Origin of the sequence: Streptomyces sp. NBC_00631 (genome assembly GCF_045206895.1) — a bacterium.
In the GTDB taxonomy this organism is placed as follows: Bacteria; Actinomycetota; Actinomycetes; order Streptomycetales; family Streptomycetaceae; genus Streptomyces.
This window is the reverse complement of the sequence record NZ_CP107734.1, coordinates 4,513,917-4,531,957: the sequence shown is the minus strand read 5'-3', so window position 1 is coordinate 4,531,957 and position 18,041 is coordinate 4,513,917. Positions and strand designations below refer to the sequence as shown.

The 18,041-nt window shown below is 71.4% G+C and carries 13 protein-coding genes and 1 pseudogene; 13 read left to right on the top strand and 1 reads right to left on the bottom strand.

Annotated elements, in window-relative coordinates:
* Positions 1 to 193 precede the first annotated feature (193 nt).
* The 6 genes from OHB00_RS20775 (at position 194) to OHB00_RS20750 (ending at position 7,235) form a co-directional block, all read left to right on the top strand.
* Positions 194 to 790, top strand: a complete 597-nt coding sequence (locus OHB00_RS20775; protein ID WP_406436387.1) for a CGNR zinc finger domain-containing protein — start codon at positions 194 to 196, stop codon at positions 788 to 790.
* Between the two features lie 354 nt (positions 791 to 1,144).
* Complete coding sequence (locus tag OHB00_RS20770) at positions 1,145 to 1,666, top strand: sigma-70 family RNA polymerase sigma factor (RefSeq protein WP_010039908.1); 522 nt, start codon at positions 1,145 to 1,147, stop codon at positions 1,664 to 1,666.
* Positions 1,666 to 2,490, top strand: coding sequence for a zf-HC2 domain-containing protein (locus OHB00_RS20765; RefSeq protein WP_406436386.1), 825 nt, complete (start codon positions 1,666 to 1,668; stop codon positions 2,488 to 2,490). Before OHB00_RS20770 ends, OHB00_RS20765 begins: the two co-directional genes overlap by 1 nt.
* 60 nt (positions 2,491 to 2,550) lie before the next feature.
* The gene (locus OHB00_RS20760) at positions 2,551 to 4,866 is read left to right on the top strand and encodes a HelD family protein (protein ID WP_406436385.1); all 2,316 of its coding nucleotides are present in this window, start codon (positions 2,551 to 2,553) and stop codon (positions 4,864 to 4,866) included.
* A gap of 361 nt (positions 4,867 to 5,227) precedes the next feature.
* Positions 5,228 to 6,631: an NAD-dependent malic enzyme gene (locus OHB00_RS20755; RefSeq protein WP_406436384.1), complete on the top strand. Its 1,404-nt coding sequence runs from the start codon at positions 5,228 to 5,230 to the stop codon at positions 6,629 to 6,631.
* Positions 6,632 to 6,953: 322 nt separating this feature from the next.
* Complete coding sequence (locus tag OHB00_RS20750; RefSeq protein WP_089106629.1) at positions 6,954 to 7,235, top strand: HU family DNA-binding protein; 282 nt, start codon at positions 6,954 to 6,956, stop codon at positions 7,233 to 7,235.
* A gap of 355 nt (positions 7,236 to 7,590) precedes the next feature.
* Here the strand turns inward: OHB00_RS20750 and murA are convergent, their stop codons facing one another.
* Positions 7,591 to 8,931 carry a UDP-N-acetylglucosamine 1-carboxyvinyltransferase gene (murA, locus tag OHB00_RS20745; RefSeq protein WP_406436383.1) on the bottom strand — a complete coding sequence of 447 codons (1,341 nt, stop codon included), beginning with the start codon at positions 8,929 to 8,931 and terminating at the stop codon, positions 7,591 to 7,593.
* A 251-nt stretch (positions 8,932 to 9,182) separates the two neighbouring features.
* On the opposite strand from murA, the gene OHB00_RS20740 reads away from it, so the two are divergent.
* The 7 genes and pseudogenes from OHB00_RS20740 (at position 9,183) to OHB00_RS20710 (ending at position 18,040) form a co-directional block, all read left to right on the top strand.
* On the top strand, positions 9,183 to 9,755 hold the full coding sequence (locus OHB00_RS20740; protein ID WP_361333855.1) for a YqgE/AlgH family protein: 573 nt from the start codon (positions 9,183 to 9,185) through the stop codon (positions 9,753 to 9,755).
* 52 nt (positions 9,756 to 9,807) lie between these two features.
* Entirely contained in the window at positions 9,808 to 10,086 is a 279-nt protein-coding gene (locus tag OHB00_RS20735; protein ID WP_406436382.1) for a DUF3039 domain-containing protein, read from the top strand.
* 307 nt (positions 10,087 to 10,393) lie between these two features.
* Positions 10,394 to 11,238 (top strand): annotated as a pseudogene (locus OHB00_RS20730) (carbohydrate ABC transporter permease).
* Position 11,239: 1 nt separating this feature from the next.
* On the top strand, positions 11,240 to 12,871 hold the full coding sequence (locus OHB00_RS20725) for a beta-N-acetylhexosaminidase (RefSeq protein ID WP_406436381.1): 1,632 nt from the start codon (positions 11,240 to 11,242) through the stop codon (positions 12,869 to 12,871).
* Positions 12,872 to 13,146: 275 nt separating this feature from the next.
* Positions 13,147 to 14,040 (top strand): FAD binding domain-containing protein, encoded by an 894-nt coding sequence (locus OHB00_RS20720; RefSeq protein WP_406436380.1) that lies wholly within the window; start codon positions 13,147 to 13,149, stop codon positions 14,038 to 14,040.
* Positions 14,037 to 15,731 (top strand): 2Fe-2S iron-sulfur cluster-binding protein, encoded by a 1,695-nt coding sequence (locus OHB00_RS20715; RefSeq protein ID WP_406436379.1) that lies wholly within the window; start codon positions 14,037 to 14,039, stop codon positions 15,729 to 15,731. The genes OHB00_RS20720 and OHB00_RS20715 overlap by 4 nt, the downstream gene beginning before the upstream one ends.
* Positions 15,728 to 18,040 carry a xanthine dehydrogenase family protein molybdopterin-binding subunit gene (locus tag OHB00_RS20710; protein WP_406436378.1) on the top strand — a complete coding sequence of 771 codons (2,313 nt, stop codon included), beginning with the start codon at positions 15,728 to 15,730 and terminating at the stop codon, positions 18,038 to 18,040. Before OHB00_RS20715 ends, OHB00_RS20710 begins: the two co-directional genes overlap by 4 nt.
* Position 18,041: the final 1 nt, after the last annotated feature.

The window sequence follows — 18,041 nt, the reverse complement described above, 5'->3', positions numbered from 1 at the left end:
CGGGCGGGGGCGGCGAGGCCTGCCGGGGTTTCCGGACCGAACGGGGACGGCCCGCGTCCCGTGCAGGGGCGTCCCCGCCCGGAGCGGGGTCGCACGGGAACCCCGCGGAACACCGGTACGAGGACTTCCGGCCGCCCGCCGCACCGGGCACTGTGAACAGAACGGTTCTCCTGTCCTAGGCGGTGACAGGCACATGGCACTGGGTACGGCCGCGGCCGCGTACGAGCTGCGCTTCGACGCCGGGCGGATCTGCCTGGATCTGCTCGCGACCACGCATCCCGGCGAACGGCTCGACGGGCTCGGACCGCTGCGGGTCTGGATCACCGGATCCGGGCTCGTCCCGCCGGGCACCCCGCTGGCCCACGCGGACGCCGGCTGGCTGGTCGGCTTCCGTGAACTGCGGGGACATGTGGGGCAGTTGGTACGAGGGTGGCACACGCCGGGGATCCGGCCGTACGACCTCGCGCTCGGCCGCGTCAACGACCTCGCCCGCGCCGCCGCACCCCCGGCGCCACGCGCCGTACCCGGCGAAGACGGACTCCTCGTGCGGGAGCTGGCCGGCCCGCCGGAGTGCGCCGCGCTGCTCGCCGCCGTCGCCCGGGACGCCGTGGAGCTGCTCACCGACCCCGTCGCGCGGGCGGCGATCAGGGAGTGCGAGGGCGACAACTGCCCCCTCGTGTACCTGGACACCTCCCGGGGCCGCCGGCGCCGCTGGTGCTCCAGCGAGGTCTGCGGGAACCGCGAGCGGGTGGCCCGGCACCGGCGCCGTGCCGCGCTCGCCCGCGCGTGACCGCCGTCACACCGCATCTCAACTCCCGCCCCATTCGCGTCTTCTGTCGGACCTTCATCGAAGCTCCGTGAAAGTGATTTCGACAACACTCCGTTTGGTGACGGGTGAGTACGGGCAACCCGGCCGCCTTTGACGTTGTGTCGGAAATGTAAAGATCACGCGGTGGGAATGTGCGGTCATGTCCCGGTCGTCATGTCACCTCGCGGAAAAATGTGAGGTCTTGTTGAACACCTCGCGAGTCACTTCCGTACCGGTGGGGGAGCGACCGACTGGGGGAACCCCCGGACACCGGAGGTGGGCGTGCGCAAGGATGCGGCCGTGGCCAATGAACGTGGATCGAGGGCCCGACATCGCATGTCCCAGCCCTCGGAGCCTGATGAGGAGCTGATGCGTGCTCTGTACCGGGAGCACGCCGGACCTCTCCTTGCGTATGTCCTTCGGCTGGTCGCCGGTGATCGGCAACGCGCCGAGGACGTCGTGCAAGAGACACTCATCCGTGCCTGGAAGAACGCCGGACAGCTCAATCGAGCGACCGGATCGGTACGCCCCTGGCTGGTGACGGTCGCTCGCCGCATCGTCATCGACGGTCACCGCAGCCGGCAGGCCCGGCCGCAGGAGGTCGATCCGTCGCCGCTGGAGGTCATCCCCGCGGAGGACGAGATCGACAAGGCGCTGTGGCTGATGACGCTGTCTGACGCGCTCGACGACCTGACCCCGGCCCACCGGGAGGTGCTCGTCGAGACGTACTTCAAGGGGCGTACCGTCAACGAGGCGGCCGAAACGCTGGGTATACCCAGCGGCACCGTCCGTTCCCGGGTGTTCTATGCCCTCAGGTCGATGAAGCTGGCTCTGGAGGAGCGGGGGGTGACGGCGTGATGAGTGTGTACGGGGGGCACGGCGGATTCGGCACAGGTGGTTCGGGTATGTCTGGTGCCATGCAGGAATCTCCGGTGCCCAATGAGCACGAGACTGTCGGCGCGTATGCGCTCGGGATTCTCGACGACGCCGAGGCAACCGCTTTCGAGGCCCATCTGGCCGGGTGCGAATGGTGCGCCCAGCAGCTCGACGAGCTGGCCGGAATGGAGCCCATGCTCGCGGCCCTGGCGGATCTGCCGGGTTCCGGAAGTACCCCGTCCATCGGCGAGTCGCTGTCCGCCAGGCCCAGCCCGCGGATGGTCGAGAAGCTCGTCGTGGAGGTGTCCGAGAAGCGGAAGGTCCGCAGCCGGCGGAACATCTTCGCGCTGGCGGCCTCCGTCGTGCTGATCGCCGGCGGCTCGGCGGCCGGTGTGGCGCTGGGCGGCGGCTCGGACAGCAACAGCGGCACCGACATGGCCATGGGGCCCGCCCAGGCGGCCTTCCAGACCATGGCCGACAAGAAGACGGCCACGGACCCGACGACCCACGTCACCGCGACCGTCGCCGTCGAGAAGAAGGACTGGGGCACCCACGCGGTCCTCCAGCTCAAGAACGTCACCGGCCCGAAGAAGTGCTCGCTCATCGCCGTCGGCAAGAACGGCGAACGCGAGACGGTGACCTCCTGGTCCGTCCCGACCTGGGGATACGGCATCACCGACGCCAAGACGGAGAAGGCCAAGGAGCCCCTCTACGTGCACGGCGGCGCCGCCTTCACCCCCAACCAGATCGACCACTTCGAGGTCATGACCTTCGACGGCAAGAAGCTCGTCTCGGTCAGCGCGTAGCTTCGGCGGGCCCCCTTCGCGTACGGTTGACGGCTGCCCAGCACGTCAGAAGGGGGCCCGGTGGCCGCTCAGGCTCAGCAATCCGCGGTCGGCTCTCACGGTTCGGAACAGGACTCCGCCGAGGACTCCGTCCGGGACCGTGAGATCAGCGTCGAACAGGAACACCTCGACCGGGTGTACCACCGCCTTGAGGAGAAGATCCACGAGGCGGAGTTCCTGATGAACGACGCGGCCAAGCGCGGTCAGGTAGGCACCCCCGGCGCCCTCGCCGAGCGGGACGCCCAGGTCTTCCGGGCGGGCGTCCACCTGAACCGGCTCAACAACGAGTTCGAGGACTTCCTCTTCGGCCGTATCGACCTGCTCCTCGGGAAGGACGGCAAGAAGGGGCCCGACGGCGCCTACACCGCCGTGGAACCCGCCGAGGGCGCGGTCCGCGCCGACCACACCGCCGACATCGCCGAGACCCTGCACATCGGCCGCATCGGCGTCCTCGACCAGGACTACTCGCCGCTCGTCATCGACTGGCGCGCCCCGGCCGCGGCCCCCTTCTACAGGTCCACTCCGGTGGATCCCGGGCGTGTCGTACGACGCCGGGTGATCCGCTCCAAGGGACGCCGGGTCCTCGGGGTCGAGGACGACCTGATGCGCCCCGAGCTGACCGCGTTCCTGGACGGCGACACGCTGCCCGTCATCGGCGACGGCGCCCTGATGGCCGCCCTCGGCCAGGCCCGCAGCCACACCATGCGGGACATCGTCGCCTCCATCCAGGCCGAACAGGACCTGGTCATCCGCGCCCCCGCCGCCTCCGTGACCTACGTCGAGGGCGGCCCCGGGACCGGCAAGACGGCGGTCGCCCTGCACCGCGCCGCCTACCTGCTCTACCAGGACCGGCGCCGGTACGCGGGCGGCATCCTGATCGTCTCCCCGACCCCGCTGCTTGTCGCGTACACCGAGGGCGTGCTGCCGTCCCTGGGCGAGGAGGGCCAGGTCGCCATCCGCGCCATCGGGTCCCTCGTCGAGGGCGCCGAGGCCACCCTGTACGACACTCCGGCCACCGCCCGCGCCAAGGGTTCCTCCCGGATGCTGAGGGTGCTGCGCAAGGCCGCCCGCGGCGCCCTGGAGCTGAACGACTCACCGACCCGGCTCAGGGTCGTCGCCTTCAACCGCCGCCTTGAGCTGGAGGCCGGGGACCTCGACCGCATCAGGCACAACACGCTGGGCGGCACGGCCCCGGTCAACCTGCTCCGCCCCCGCGCCCGCAAGCTCCTCCTGGACGCCCTCTGGGCCCGCTCCGGAGCGGCCGGCCGGCACACCGACCCGGAGCTCGCCGACGAACTGCGCTCCTCCTTCGACGAGGACATCCTCACCGAGGACTCCTTCATCGGGTTCCTCGACGCCTGGTGGCCCGAGCTGACCCCGCAGGCCGTCCTCACCGCGATGGCCGACGAGAGACGCCTCGGCCGCTGGGCGCGCCGCATCCTCAACCCCGGCGAGGTCCGCCGGGTGGCCCGCTCCCTGAAGCGGGACGGCCACACCGTGCACGACATCGCCATGCTCGACGAGCTCCAGGCCATCCTCGGCACCCCCGCCCGCCCCCGGAAGAAGCGCGAGGCGGACCCGCTGGACCAGCTCACCGGCCTGGAGGAGCTGATGCCCATGCGCGAGGAGTCGCAGCGCGAGCGCGCCGAACGGCTGGCCGCCGAGCGGGTCGAGTACGCCCACGTCATCGTCGACGAGGCCCAGGACCTCACCCCGATGCAGTGGCGGATGGTCGGCCGCCGCGGCCGGCACGCCACCTGGACGGTCGTCGGCGACCCCGCCCAGTCCTCCTGGTCCGACCCGGACGAGGCGGCCGAGGCCCGCGACGAGGCCCTGGGCACCCGCCCGCGCCGCCGCTTCGAGCTCACGGTGAACTACCGCAACCCCGCCGAGATCGCCGAGCTGGCCGCGAAGGTCCTGGCCCTCGCCATGCCCGGCTCCAAGTCCCCCTCGGCCGTCCGCTCCACCGGCGTCGAGCCGCGCTTCAGCGTGGTGGGCGACTCGCTCGAAAAGACCGTACGAGCCGAGGCCGAGCGGTTGCTGGCCCTGGTCGACGGCACGGTGGGCGTGGTCGTCGCCATGGACCGGCGCGCCGAGGCCGCCCGCTGGCTGGCCGGGCTCGGCGACCGGGTCGTGGCCCTCGGCAGCCTGGAGGCCAAGGGCCTGGAGTACGACGCCACGGTCGTCGTCTCGCCCGCGGAGATCGCCGACGAGTCCCCGGCCGGGCTGCGCGTGCTGTACGTGGCCCTCACCCGGGCGACGCAGCAGCTGACGGTGGTCTCGGGGGACCGGGACGTACCGGACGCGGCGGGGGTCCCGGACCTGCTCAGGGACTGACCCGGGGGGCCGGTGACAGGGCCGCGGCCAGGCCCGTTCGGCTGGTTCGGCCGAGGTTTTCCTGTGAAGTCCCCGGACGGGAATGGCCGCGCGGGATCCGTTTGTTAGCCTTGTCGTGACACCGGCTCGATCCAAGCCCCCGGGCCCAACCTTCGTCGCTACGAGCGACCACTTGCCGCGAGGCGAGCATGGCGGGTCGGTGTCATGAACGTCGAAGAGGCCCACGTCACCCTGTGACGTGGGCCTCTTTTCCGTGCGAACAATACGCACGAAACCCGGCCCGGCTAACGCCTACTGGGCGGTAGGTGCGACGATCGGACGGCACTACCCGCGACACGGTGAACAACGAAGGAAGTCGGCCATGGCAACGGCGCCCAGCGTCTCCTACTCGATGACCATCCGGCTGGAGGTGCCCGCGAGCGGAACCGCCGTCTCGCAGCTCACCACCGCCGTGGAGTCCTCCGGGGGCTCGGTCACCGGCCTCGACGTCACCGCGTCCGGCCACGAGAAGCTCCGTATCGACGTCACCATCGCGGCCAGCTCCACCGCACACGCCGACCAGATCGTGCAGCAGCTGCGCGGCATCGAGGGCGTCACCCTCGGCAAGGTCTCGGACCGTACGTTCCTCATGCACCTCGGCGGCAAGATCGAGATGCAGTCCAAGCACCCCATCCGCAACCGTGACGACCTCTCCATGATCTACACCCCGGGCGTGGCCCGCGTGTGCATGGCGATCGCGGAGAACCCCGAGGACGCACGCCGCCTCACCATCAAGCGCAACTCCGTTGCGGTCGTGACGGACGGCTCCGCGGTCCTGGGCCTCGGCAACATCGGCCCGAAGGCCGCCCTCCCCGTCATGGAGGGCAAGGCGGCCCTCTTCAAGCGGTTCGCCGGCATCGACGCCTGGCCGCTCTGCCTCGACACCCAGGACACCGACGCGATCGTCGAGATCGTCAAGGCGATCGCCCCCGGGTTCGCCGGGATCAACCTCGAAGACATCTCCGCCCCCCGCTGCTTCGAGATCGAGGCGCGGCTGCGCGAGGCCCTCGACATCCCCGTCTTCCACGACGACCAGCACGGCACCGCGATCGTCGTCCTCGCCGCCCTGACGAACGCACTTCGCTGCGCCGGCAAGGCAATTGAGAACATCCGGGTCGTCATGTCCGGCGCCGGCGCGGCCGGTACGGCCATCCTCAAGCTGCTGACCGCGGCCGGCGTGAAGAACGCCGTCGTCGCCGACATCCGCGGTGTCGTGCACGCCGCCCGCGAGGACCTGGTGGGCGCCCCCGCCGACTCGCCGCTGCGCTGGATCGCCGACAACACCAACCCCGAGAACCTGACCGGCAGCCTCAAGGAGGCCGTGCGCGGCGCCGACGTCTTCATCGGCGTCTCCGCCCCGAACGTCCTCGACGGCGACGACGTGGCCGCCATGGCCGAGGGCGCGATCGTGTTCGCACTCGCTAACCCGGACCCCGAGGTGGACCCGGCGGTCGCCCGCCAGACGGCCGCCGTGGTGGCCACCGGACGCTCCGACTTCCCGAACCAGATCAACAACGTGCTGGTCTTCCCGGGTGTCTTCCGCGGCCTCCTGGACGCCCAGTCCCGTACGGTGAACACCGACATGATGCTCGCGGCCGCGAAGGCCCTCGCGGACGTGGTCACGGAGGACGAGCTGAACCCGAACTACATCATCCCGAGCGTCTTCAACGACAAGGTCGCGGGCGCGGTGGCGGGCGCGGTACGGGAAGCGGCCAAGGGTGCCTGAAGGTTCCTGGGGGCGCGGGGCTGTGTCGATGTGCGGCTCCGCCGCGTGGGCGCGAGCAGCCCCCACCGGCGGGTGGCCGACACGCGACGCACACGCATGATGCGGGGGTCCGGGGGCAGCAGCCTCCAGGCAAACGTTTGTGAAACTTGCCACGCCATACAACCGGCGCGTCGTGAAACCCCCCCTTCGGCCCACCCGTAGGGTATGGGCGGCACCCGGATTGGCGTTCCCGCCGCAGGTGGGGGCAGGATGCGTCCCGGCCCAACATGCGGCTCCGCCGCGTGGCACGCCTCAATGGCAAGAAGAACACGGGAGTAACAACATGAACCGCAGTGAGCTGGTGGCCGCGCTGGCCGACCGTGCCGAGGTGACTCGCAAGGACGCCGACGCCGTGCTGGCCGCTTTCGCCGATGTCGTCGGCGACATCGTCTCCAAGGGCGACGAGAAGGTCACCATCCCCGGCTTCCTGACCTTCGAGCGCACCCACCGTGCCGCTCGCACCGCGCGCAACCCCCAGACCGGCGAGCCGATCAACATCCCCGCCGGCTACAGCGTGAAGGTCTCCGCGGGCTCGAAGCTGAAGGAATCCGCGAAGGGCAAGTGAGCCGAGGCGCTCCGCTGGAGCGCCGTGGGTGACTGCGGGCCCGTCATGGCCGGCCGCGCCCACGTGTGGCGGTAGCCGCACATACGGCTCAGCCCCGCGCCCCTGCCGGAGCGCTTTGAAACAACGACGATGGGGCGGCCCCTCCACCAGGGGCCGCCCCATCGTCGTACCGTCTGCACCTGCCCGGGGAACGCCCCCCGGGCCCAAGCCGGAGGGTGTTCTCAGCCGAGTGCCTTGCCCGGGAGTTCGACCTTGGCGCCCAGCTCCACGAGCTTCTCCATGCTGTGTCTGCCCGGGGGATGACCCCCGGACCCCCAGCCGGAGGGCGTCGCCCTGGGCCGGGGGAGGGGTGTGGTCAGCCGAGTGCCTTGCCCGGGAGTTCGACCTTGGCGCCCAGCTCCACGAGCTTCTCCATGAAGTTCTCGTAGCCGCGGTTGATGAGGTCGATGCCGTGGACCCGCGACGTGCCCTGGGCCGCGAGGGCGGCGATGAGGTAGGAGAAGCCGCCGCGGAGGTCGGGGATCACGAGGTCGGCGCCCTGGAGCTTCGTCGGCCCGGAGACGACCGCGGAGTGCAGGAAGTTGCGCTGACCGAAGCGGCAGGCCGAGCCGCCCAGGCACTCGCGGTACAGCTGGATGTGGGCACCCATCTGGTTCAGCGCGGAGGTGAAGCCGAGGCGGGACTCGTAGACCGTCTCGTGGACGATCGAGAGGCCCGTGGCCTGGGTCAGGGCGACGACGAGCGGCTGCTGCCAGTCGGTCTGGAAGCCCGGGTGCACGTCCGTCTCCAGTGCGATGGACTTGAGCTGGCCGCCGGGGTGCCAGAAACGGATGCCCTCGTCCTCGATCTCGAAGGCACCGCCCACCTTCCGGTAGGTGTTCAGGAACGTCATCATCGAGCGCTGCTGGGCGCCCCGTACGTAGATGTCACCCTCGGTCGCCAGCGCCGCCGACGCCCAGGACGCGGCCTCCAGACGGTCCGCCAGGGCCCGGTGGGTGTACCCGCCGAGCTTGTCCACGCCGGTGATGCGGATGGTGCGGTCGGTGTCGATCGCGATGATCGCGCCCATCTTCTGCAGCACGCAGATGAGGTCCTCGATCTCCGGCTCCACCGCCGCGTTCGACAACTCCGTGACGCCCTCGGCGAGTACGGCCGTCAGCAGCACCTGCTCGGTCGTGCCGACGGACGGGTACGGCAGCCGGATCTTCGTACCGCGCAGCCCCTTCGGCGCCTCCAGGTACTGCCCGTCCGCCCGCTTCTCGATGGTCGCGCCGAACTGCCGCAGCACGTCGAAGTGGAAGTCGATCGGCCGGCCGCCGATGTCACAGCCGCCCAGACCCGGGATGAAGGCGTGGCCGAGCCGGTGCAGCAGCGGGCCGCAGAAGAGGATCGGGATCCGGCTGGACCCCGCGTGGGCATCGATGTCAGCGACGTTCGCGCTCTCCACGTACGTCGGATCGAGCACCAGCTCACCGGGTTCCTCACCCGGCCGTACCGTCACCCCGTGCAGCTGCAGCAGACCGCGCACCACCCGCACGTCACGGATGTCCGGAACGTTGCGCAGCCGACTGGGTGCACTGCCCAGGAGGGCGGCGACCATGGCCTTGGGTACGAGGTTCTTCGCACCGCGGACACGGATCTCGCCCTCCAGCGGGGTGCCGCCGTGGACAAGCAGGACATCGTCGTTGACGGTCATGAATCTCGCGTTCCATGGAGTTGGGCAGGGCCGGAAAGACAGAGTAATCGCCCATCGGCCCCCTCCCGTAAGCCCAGGGACCACCCAGCCGCGTCATAGCTGTGTCACAACACGAACGGTTCCTCGCCGGACACATGGGGTCACCGCCCGTCACCGTGCGCCGGGGGCGCTTCCTTCCGCCCTGAGCTGCATTCACCCATGGACCCGGATTGGCTCCCCATCCGGCGGGAAGATGCGGGATCATGTCTGGCATGACCGAGGTGTCCTCGCTCACAGGGCGGCTGCTCGTGGCCACGCCCGCCCTGGCGGACCCGAACTTCGACCGTGCGGTGGTGCTCCTTCTCGACCACGACGAGGAGGGTTCCCTCGGTGTCGTCCTCAACCGCCCCACCCCGGTGGACGTCGGCGACATCCTGGAGGGCTGGGCCTCTCTCGCCGGCGAGCCGGGGGTCGTCTTCCAGGGCGGCCCGGTGTCACTGGACTCCGCGCTCGGTGTCGCGGTCATCCCCGGCGGGGGGAACGGCGACCGGGCCCCGCTCGGCTGGCGCCGGGTGCACGGCGCGATAGGCCTGGTCGACCTGGAGGCCCCGCCGGAGCTGCTCGCCTCGGCCCTCGGTTCGCTCCGGATCTTCGCCGGTTACGCCGGCTGGGGCCCCGGCCAGCTGGAGGACGAACTGGTCGAGGGCGCCTGGTACGTCGTCGAGTCCGAACCGGGCGACGTCTCCTCCCCGTCCCCCGAAAGACTCTGGCGCGAGGTCCTGCGCCGCCAGCGCAACGAACTGGCGATGGTGGCCACCTACCCGGACGACCCCTCGCTCAACTGACGGTGCCCCTTCTCGCAACCGTTGTCCGGGCGCTTCAGTACCCTTGGCATTTATGAGCACTCTTGAGCCCGAGCGCGGGACTGGTACGGGGACCCTCGTAGAGCCGACGCCACGGGTGTCCCACGGCGACGGCGACCACGAGCGCTTCGCCCACTACGTTCAGAAGGACAAGATCATGGCGAGCGCCCTCGACGGCACCCCCGTCGTGGCGCTGTGCGGCAAGGTGTGGGTGCCCGGCCGCGACCCGAAGAAGTACCCCGTGTGCCCCATGTGCAAGGAGATCTACGAATCCATGGGCAGCGGCGGCGACGGCGAGGGCAAGGACAAGTAACCCGCTGGTCCCACTGCTCGGCTCTCCGAGGCCCCGAGCGCGCTTTGGCGTGCTTCGGGGCCTTTGTCGTGCTCGTGCGTTGCACGGGGTGCGTCCCCCCGGCCGCAGAGTGGTCAAGACCTCTTGTCGGCTTGCTCAGGTTGTCCGTACTCTCCGTGTTGTTGTGCAGGGCGAAATCGGCGTTGCACATAGTGCAACGCTGCTCTTCGGCGTCCGAGCGTGCTCCCGGAGGGCCACTCCATGAAGCTCCACGTCCCTGCACTCCTCACCGGCTGCTGCGCCGGCAGAGGGAGGAGCTGTGACCGTCGTGAATCTTGTGCGCGGCTTCGCCCGCAGGCCGGGGCGGGTGGCTGCCGAGGGGGCGGCGCTGGGGGGCACCGTGCTGGTCGCCTGTCCGCTGTACTGGACGGTGCTGGGCGCCTTCAAGCCGGCCGGGGAGATCGAGTCGGACCGGCCCGGGCCGTGGACCCTCTCGCCCTCTCCGGGCTCCTTCCGGCGGGTGTTCGGGCAGCAGGAATTCGGCCGTTACTTCGTCAGCGGTCCGGTCGTCGCGGGCAGTGTGGTCATCGTCTCGGCGCTGATCGCCTTTCCCGCCGCGACCGCCGTGATCCGATTCCGGTTCCGCTTCCGGACCTCCTTGTTGATCATGTTGCTGGTGGCCCGGACGGTGCCCGTGGAGGCCCTCCCCGTCCCCTCTTCTTCCAGATGCGGGACTTCGGTCTGCTGAACGCGCTGGACTCGCTGATCCTGCTCCACATCGCCTTCTCGCTGCCCTTCGCGATCTGGATGCTGCGGGGGTGCGTGAAAGGGCTGCCGGAAGCGCTGGAGGAGGCCGCGTACATCGACGGGGCGAGCAGGTCGCGCTTTCTCTGGCAGATCCTTTTCCCGCTCGTCCTGCCGGGCCTGGTCGCCACGAGCGTGTTTTCCTTCATCTCCGCCTGGAACGACTTCCTGTTCGCCAACTCCTTCATCATCAGCGGCACTTCGCGGTCCACGCTGCCGATGGCGCCGCCGGTGTTCCACAAGCCCGACGACCCCGACCGGGGCGGCGTGACAGCGGCCTCCACCGTGATGACGATTCCGGTGCCGGTGTCCTTCGTACTCGTACAGCGACGCCTGGTCTCGGGACTGGGCGGAGCGGTCAAGGACTGACATGACTTCAGTGATGGATCTGATTCCGGCGCCGCGCACTGTCGAGGGGCCGATGCGGTGCGGGGTCCTGATCGACGGGGACACCACGTTGTGGGCCGCTCCGGGCACCGAGGGAACAGAGCGCTGGCTGCGCTCCACGGTCGGCGCGGCCGTCGGGCTGCCGCTGCGACCTGGACCTGAGGACGCCCGCGACGCCGTACGACTGCACCTTGACGATTCCCTGGATCCCGAGGCCTACCGGCTGAGTGTGATCGCCGACCGGGGTGTCGAGATCCGCGGCGGCGGTCCGGCCGGTGTTTTCTGGGGTGCCCAGACCCTGCGCCAGCTGCTCGGCCCCGAAGCATTCCGGCGGGCCCCCGTGCGCCCCGGGATCCGGTACGGCATCCCGCATCAGGTGATCGAGGACGCCCCCCGATTCCGCTGGCGCGGCCTCATGCTCGACGTCGCCCGGCACTTCATGCCGAAGGAAGGCGTCCTGCGCTACCTCGATCTCATGGCGGCGCACAAACTCAACGTCTTCCACTTCCACCTGACGGACGACCAGGGCTGGCGCGTCCGCATCGAGCGCCACCCGCGGCTCACCGAGGCCGGCTCCTGGCGGACGCGCACGAAATTCGGTCATCGGGCCTCCCCGCTGTGGGAGGAGAAGCCGCACGGTGGCTTCTACACCCAGGACGACATCCGGGAGATCGTCGCCTACGCGGCCGAGCGGCATATCACCGTCGTCCCCGAAATCGACGTGCCGGGCCACTCGCAGGCCGCCATCGCCGCGTATCCGGAACTCGGCAACACGGACGTCATCGACACCACCGCCCTCTCGGTCTGGGACTCCTGGGGGATCTCTCCGAACGTACTCGCCCCCACTGACAACACCCTGCGCTTCTACGAGGGGGTGTTCGAGGAAGTGCTCGGTCTCTTCCCGTCGGAGTTCATTCACGTCGGCGGCGACGAATGCCTGAAGGACCAGTGGCGGGTCTCGCCGGCGGCGCAGGCGCGTATCAAGGAACTCGGGCTCGCCGACGAGGACGCGCTGCAGTCCTGGTTCATCGGCCACTTCGCCAAGTGGCTTTCCGCGCGCGGGCGTCGGCTCATCGGCTGGGACGAGATCCTGGAGGGCGGGATCGCCGAGGGCGCGGCCGTCTCGTCATGGCGCGGTTACGGCGGCGGGATCGCGGCCGCGCGGGCCGGGCACGACGTCGTCATGTGCCCCGAGCAGCACGTGTACCTGGACCACCGGCAGGCCGACGGCGCCGACGAGCCGGTGCCGATCGGATACGTCCGCACCCTGGAGGACGTGTACCGGTTCGAGCCCGTTCCCGCGGGGCTCGACGAATCCGAGGCGCGGCGGATCCTGGGCACCCAGGCCAACGTCTGGACCGAGGTGATGGAGGACCACGCGCGCGTGGACTACCAGGCCTTCCCCCGGCTCGCCGCCTTCGCGGAGGTCGCCTGGAGCGCCCTTCCGGCCCCGGGCGAACGGGACTTCGCCGACTTCGAGCGCCGCATGGGCGCGCACTACCGGCGGCTCGACGCCCTCGGGGTCGCCTACCGCCCGCCGTCCGGCCCCCTGCCCTGGCAGCAGCGCCCCGGCGTGCCCGGCCGCCCCCTCGACGGCCCGCCCCCGAACCGCTAGCCCCCGTCTGCGGTCTGTCCCGGGTGTTCTCCCCGCCCCGAACGCGTAATGGAAAAAGGCGCCCAAGGGTCACCGAAGAGTGTCAATCGGTGCGCACCGGCGATGGTGGAAGAAAACGGACCAAGTCGCCGATGAGGTGGGCGAATGCCTCCTAGCGGACCCGTGCGTTCGAGGCTTGCGAAGATGTGCCAGAGTTGCCACGTCCGCCCTGTGAGCACGTACCGTACGGCCACACAGGTGGGACCAGGTGGGGCAGCGGGAAGGGGCAGCCGGTTTTGACCACGCACGCACCGCAGGCGGGGCAGGCCGTCACGCTGCCCACGACGCTGAACGAGGCCGTGGCGGCCCTCACCGACATGCCCGCCGCGGTCCCCGTGGCCGGCGGCACCGACCTGATGGCCGCCGTCAACTCCGGACAGCTCCGGCCCGCCGCCCTGGTCGGCCTCGGCCGGATCAGCGAGATCCGCGGCTGGCAGTACCAGGATGGCAACGCCCTGCTCGGCGCCGGACTCACGCACGCGCGCATGGGCCGCCCCGACTTCGCGGCCCTGATCCCGGCCCTCGCCGCCGCCGCGCGGGCCGCCGGTCCGCCGCACATCCGCAACGCCGGCACGCTGGGCGGCAACATCGCCACGGCCGCGCCCACCGGCGACGCGCTGCCGGTGCTCGCCGCCCTGGAGGCGACGCTGGTCATCGCGGGGCCGGGCGGGTCCCGCCGGGAGATCCCGGTGTCGCACCTGCTGGCCGGGGTGGAGATGCTCCGCGCGGGCGAGCTGATCGGCTTCGTGCGAGTGCCGCTGCTGCACGCCCCGCAGGTCTTCCTGAAGGCGACCGGCCGCACCGGACCGGGTCGCTCGGTGGCCTCCGTGGCGCTCGTCCTCGACCCGGCGCGGCGCGGCGTCAGATGCGCCGTCGGCGCCATAGCGCCGATGCCGCTGCGGCCCCTGGACGCCGAGCAGTGGGTGGCCCGGCTGATCGACTGGGACAACGACCGCGCGCTCGTCCCGGAGGCGCTGAGCGCCTTCGGCGAGTACGTCGCGGCCGCCTGCATCCCCGACCCGGCCCCCGAGCCCGACGGCTCGGTGCCGCCGCTTCCGCCCGCCGTACTGCACCTGCGGCGCACCGTCGCCGCGCTGGCCCGACGAGCACTGGGGAGGGCGCTGTCATGACCGACGACCAGCACGCGGAGGGCGCGCCCGCGAGCGGCGGCGGCCGCTGGGACCCGCTGCCCCAGGGCGACTACGACGACGGCGCGACCGCGTTCGTGAAACTCCCCGAGGGCGGCATCGAGGCCCTGCTGTCCGCCGACAGTCCGCTGGCCGCGCCCGGACACGGCTATGTGCCGCCGCAGATAACGGCCGCGCCCGGCACCGACACCTGGGGCGCGCAGGCCGACGGCAGCCGGTGGCCCGACCCGAACGCGGTCCCCCAGGAGCGGCCCGCCGACGACCGGTTCACGTACAACCCGGCCGCGACGCAGCAGTGGACGTACGAGGAACCGCCGCCGCCCGCGCCCGGTCACGATGTGACCGGCCAGTGGTCGATCCCGGTCGCGAGCGGCGACGCTCCGGACGAATCGGGCGAGTTCACCACATCCTCGCTCATGGAGCAGTGGGGCGGCACGCCGCCGTCGACCCTGCCGGGCGGCGCCGCCGCGCCGTGGGCGCCGGAGGTCCAGGCGTGGGAACACCCCGTGGAGGGCCCTGGATCGCCCGCTGGGCCCCCCGCGGGCCACGGTGACACGCTTGCCCCGGGCTCCGCCTCCCAGGCCGCCGGGGCGCCTTCTATGGCCGATGTGCCGACGGGGGGCGAAGGGGGCGAAGCGACCGATACCGGTGAACTTCGGGCGATCGGTGCGCTGCCCGGCTCCGGTGAGGCCGACACGCCTTACGAGGCGGCCGGCCCGCACCCCGCCCACGATCCGCAGGCGGCTGACGGCGAGTCCGCCCGACAGGGGCCACCCGCACCCGACGACGACAGCGGCACGGGTGACGAGGGCGGGCAGCAACACGCCGAAGGCGAGGCCGAGGCGGTCGACGACCACCCCCTCGCCTCCTACGTCCTGCGCGTCAACGGCGCCGACCGTCCCGTCACCGACGCCTGGATCGGCGAGTCCCTCCTGTACGTCCTGCGCGAGCGACTGGGCCTCGCCGGCGCCAAGGACGGCTGCTCGCAGGGCGAATGCGGCGCCTGCAACGTCCAGGTCGACGGCCGCCTGGTCGCCTCCTGCCTGGTCCCCGCGGTCACCGCGGCCGGCAGCGAGGTCCGCACGGTCGAAGGCCTCGCGACGGACGGCCGGCCCTCCGACGTCCAGCGCGCGCTCGCCCGCTGCGGAGCGGTCCAGTGCGGCTTCTGCGTCCCCGGCATGGCGATGACCCTCCACGACCTGCTGGAAGGCAACCCGGCCCCCTCCGAGCTGGAGACCCGTCAGGCCCTGTGCGGCAACCTCTGCCGCTGCTCCGGCTACCGGGGCGTCCTGGACGCCGTCCAGGAGGTCGTCGCCGAACGCGAGACACACACCGCCGCCGACGCTGAGACGGATGGCGGCGAGGCCCGTATTCCGCATCAGGCGGGACCGGGCGCCGGCAGCGTCCACGCGTCGGCGTTCGACTCCCCGGGCACCTTCGGGGCCGGAATCCGGGTTCCGCACGAGCAGCAGTACGACCAGTCGTACGGTGGCAACCAGTCCTTCGGCGGCGACCAGTCCTTCGGTGGGAATCAGACGTTCGGCGGCAACCAGTCGTTCGACGGCGACCAGTCCTTCGGTGGGAATCAGACGTTCGGCGGCAACCAGTCGTTCGACGACCAGAGCCAGAGCTACGACGACCAGCCCTACGGCCCGGACGGAGGCCAGGCGTGACCAACGAGACCGTCACCACGACCACCGCCGCGGAGACCCCCGTCCCCGCCCCCGAGCCGCTGCCGCACGGCCTCGGCGTGTCGCTGCCGGCCGCCGACGCCGGCGCGAAGACCGAGGGCACCTTCCCGTACGCGGCCGACCTGTGGGCCGAGGGCCTGCTGTGGGCGGCCGTACTGCGCTCCCCGCACCCGCACGCGCGCATCGTGTCGATCGACACCAGCCACGCGCGCGAGATGCCCGGCGTACGGGCCGTCGTCACCCACGAGGACGTCCCCGGCACCCCGCGCCACGGCCGCGGCACCCCGGACCGCCCGGTCTTCGCCTCCGAGGTGGTACGTCACCACGGCGAGCCCATCGCGGCCGTCGCCGCGGACCACCCGGACACGGCGCGGATGGCCGCCGCCGCCGTCATCGTCGAGTACGAGGTGCTCGAACCGGTCATCGACCCGGAGCAGTCCTTCGAGGCCGAGCCGCTGCACCCCGACGGCAACCTGATCCGGCACATCCCGCTTCAGCACGGCGACCCGGACGCGACCGGCGAGATCGTGGTCGAGGGCCAGTACCGCATCGGCCGCGCCGACCCCGCCCCCATCGGCGCCGAGGCCGGACTCGCCGTGCCCCGTCCCGACGGCGGGGTCGAGCTGTACATGGCCTCGACCGACCCGCACACCGACCGCAACACGGCCGCCGCCTGCTACGGCCTGTCGCTCGAACAGGTGAAGATCGTCGTCACCGGTGTGCCCGGCGCGACCGCCGACCGCGAGGACCAGGGCTTCCAGCTGCCGCTCGGCCTGCTCGCCCTGAAGACCGGCTGCCCGGTCAAGCTCACCGCCACCCGCGAGGAGTCCTTCCTCGGCCACGCCCACCGCCACCCCACCCTGCTGCGCTACCGGCACCACGCCGACGCCGAGGGCAAACTGATCAAGGTCGAGGCGCAGGTCCTGCTCGACGCCGGCGCCTACGCCGACACCTCCGCCGAGTCGCTGGCCGCGGCCGTCTCCTTCGCCTGCGGCCCGTACGTCGTGCCCAACGCCTTCATCGAGGGCTGGGCCGTCCGCACCAACAACCCGCCCTCGGGCCATGTGCGCGGCGAGGGCGCCATGCAGGTGTGCGCCGCGTACGAGGCGCAGATGGACAAACTGGCGAAGAAGCTGGGCCTGGACCCCGCCGAGATCCGCCTGCGCAACGCGCTCGCCACCGGCGACGTCCTCCCCATCGGCCAGACCGTGACCTGCCCGGCGCCCGTGGCCGAACTCCTCCAGGCGGTCCAGGACTTCCCGCTCCCCGCGCTGCCCAAGGACACGCCCGAGGACGAGTGGCTGCTGCCCGGCGGCCCCGAAGGCGCGGGCGAGCCGGGCGCGGTGCGCCGGGGCGTCGGCTACGGCCTCGGCATGGTCCACATGCTCGGCGCGGAGGGCGCCGACGAGGTCTCGACGGCCACGGTCAAGGTCCACGACGGCATCGCGACCGTGCTCTGCGCGGCCGTGGAAACCGGTCAGGGCTTCACCACGCTGGCCCGCCAGATCGTCCAGGAGACCCTCGGCATCGACGAGGTGCATGTCGCGCCCGTCGACACCGACCAGCCCCCGGCGGGCGCGGGCTGCCGGGGCCGGCACACCTGGGTCTCGGGCGGCGCGGTGGAACGCGCCGCGAAGATGGTCCGCACCCAGCTCCTGCAACCCCTCGCCCACAAGTTCGGCATGTCGACCGAACTGCTCCAGATCACCGACGGCAAGATCACGTCGTACGACGGCGTCCTGTCGACCACCGTCACCGAGGCGCTGGACGGCAAGGAGCTGTGGGCGACCGCCCAGTGCCGCCCGCATCCGACCGAGCCGCTGAACGCCGAGGGCCAGGGTGACGCCTTCGTCGGCCTCGCCTTCTGCGCGATCCGCGCGGTCGTCGACGTGGACATCGAACTCGGGTCGGTCCGGGTGGTGGAGCTCGCCGTCGCCCAGGACGTCGGCCGGATCCTCAACCCGGCGCAGCTCAACGCGCGTATCGAGGCCGGTGTCACACAGGGCGTGGGCATCGCCCTGACGGAGAACCTGCGCACCCCGCGCGGTCTGATCCGCCACCCCGACCTCACCGGGTACGCCCTGCCGACCGCCCTCGACGCCCCCGACATCCGGATCGTCAAGCTGGTCGAGGAACGGGACGTGGTCGCCCCGTTCGGCGCCAAGTCGGTCAGCGCGGTGCCGGTGGTGACGTCCCCGGCGGCCGTCGCCTCCGCCGTCCGCGCGGCCACCGGCCGCCCGGTCAACCGCCTGCCGATCCGCCCGCAGGCGGCGGTGGTCACGGGCCAGTGAG

What these genes read in the sequence shown, in the direction of transcription:
- OHB00_RS20750 (WP_089106629.1), top strand. Translation starts at nt 6,954, where the DNA reads ATGAACCGCAGTGAGCTGGTGGCCGCGCTGGCCGACCGTGCCGAGGTG.
- OHB00_RS20715 (WP_406436379.1), top strand. Translation starts at nt 14,037, where the DNA reads ATGACCGACGACCAGCACGCGGAGGGCGCGCCCGCGAGCGGCGGCGGC.
- OHB00_RS20725 (WP_406436381.1), top strand. Translation starts at nt 11,240, where the DNA reads ATGACTTCAGTGATGGATCTGATTCCGGCGCCGCGCACTGTCGAGGGG.
- murA (WP_406436383.1), bottom strand. Translation starts at nt 8,931, where the DNA reads ATGACCGTCAACGACGATGTCCTGCTTGTCCACGGCGGCACCCCGCTG.
- OHB00_RS20775 (WP_406436387.1), top strand. Translation starts at nt 194, where the DNA reads ATGGCACTGGGTACGGCCGCGGCCGCGTACGAGCTGCGCTTCGACGCC.
- OHB00_RS20735 (WP_406436382.1), top strand. Translation starts at nt 9,808, where the DNA reads ATGAGCACTCTTGAGCCCGAGCGCGGGACTGGTACGGGGACCCTCGTA.
- OHB00_RS20770 (WP_010039908.1), top strand. Translation starts at nt 1,145, where the DNA reads ATGTCCCAGCCCTCGGAGCCTGATGAGGAGCTGATGCGTGCTCTGTAC.
- OHB00_RS20740 (WP_361333855.1), top strand. Translation starts at nt 9,183, where the DNA reads ATGACCGAGGTGTCCTCGCTCACAGGGCGGCTGCTCGTGGCCACGCCC.
- OHB00_RS20755 (WP_406436384.1), top strand. Translation starts at nt 5,228, where the DNA reads ATGGCAACGGCGCCCAGCGTCTCCTACTCGATGACCATCCGGCTGGAG.
- OHB00_RS20765 (WP_406436386.1), top strand. Translation starts at nt 1,666, where the DNA reads ATGAGTGTGTACGGGGGGCACGGCGGATTCGGCACAGGTGGTTCGGGT.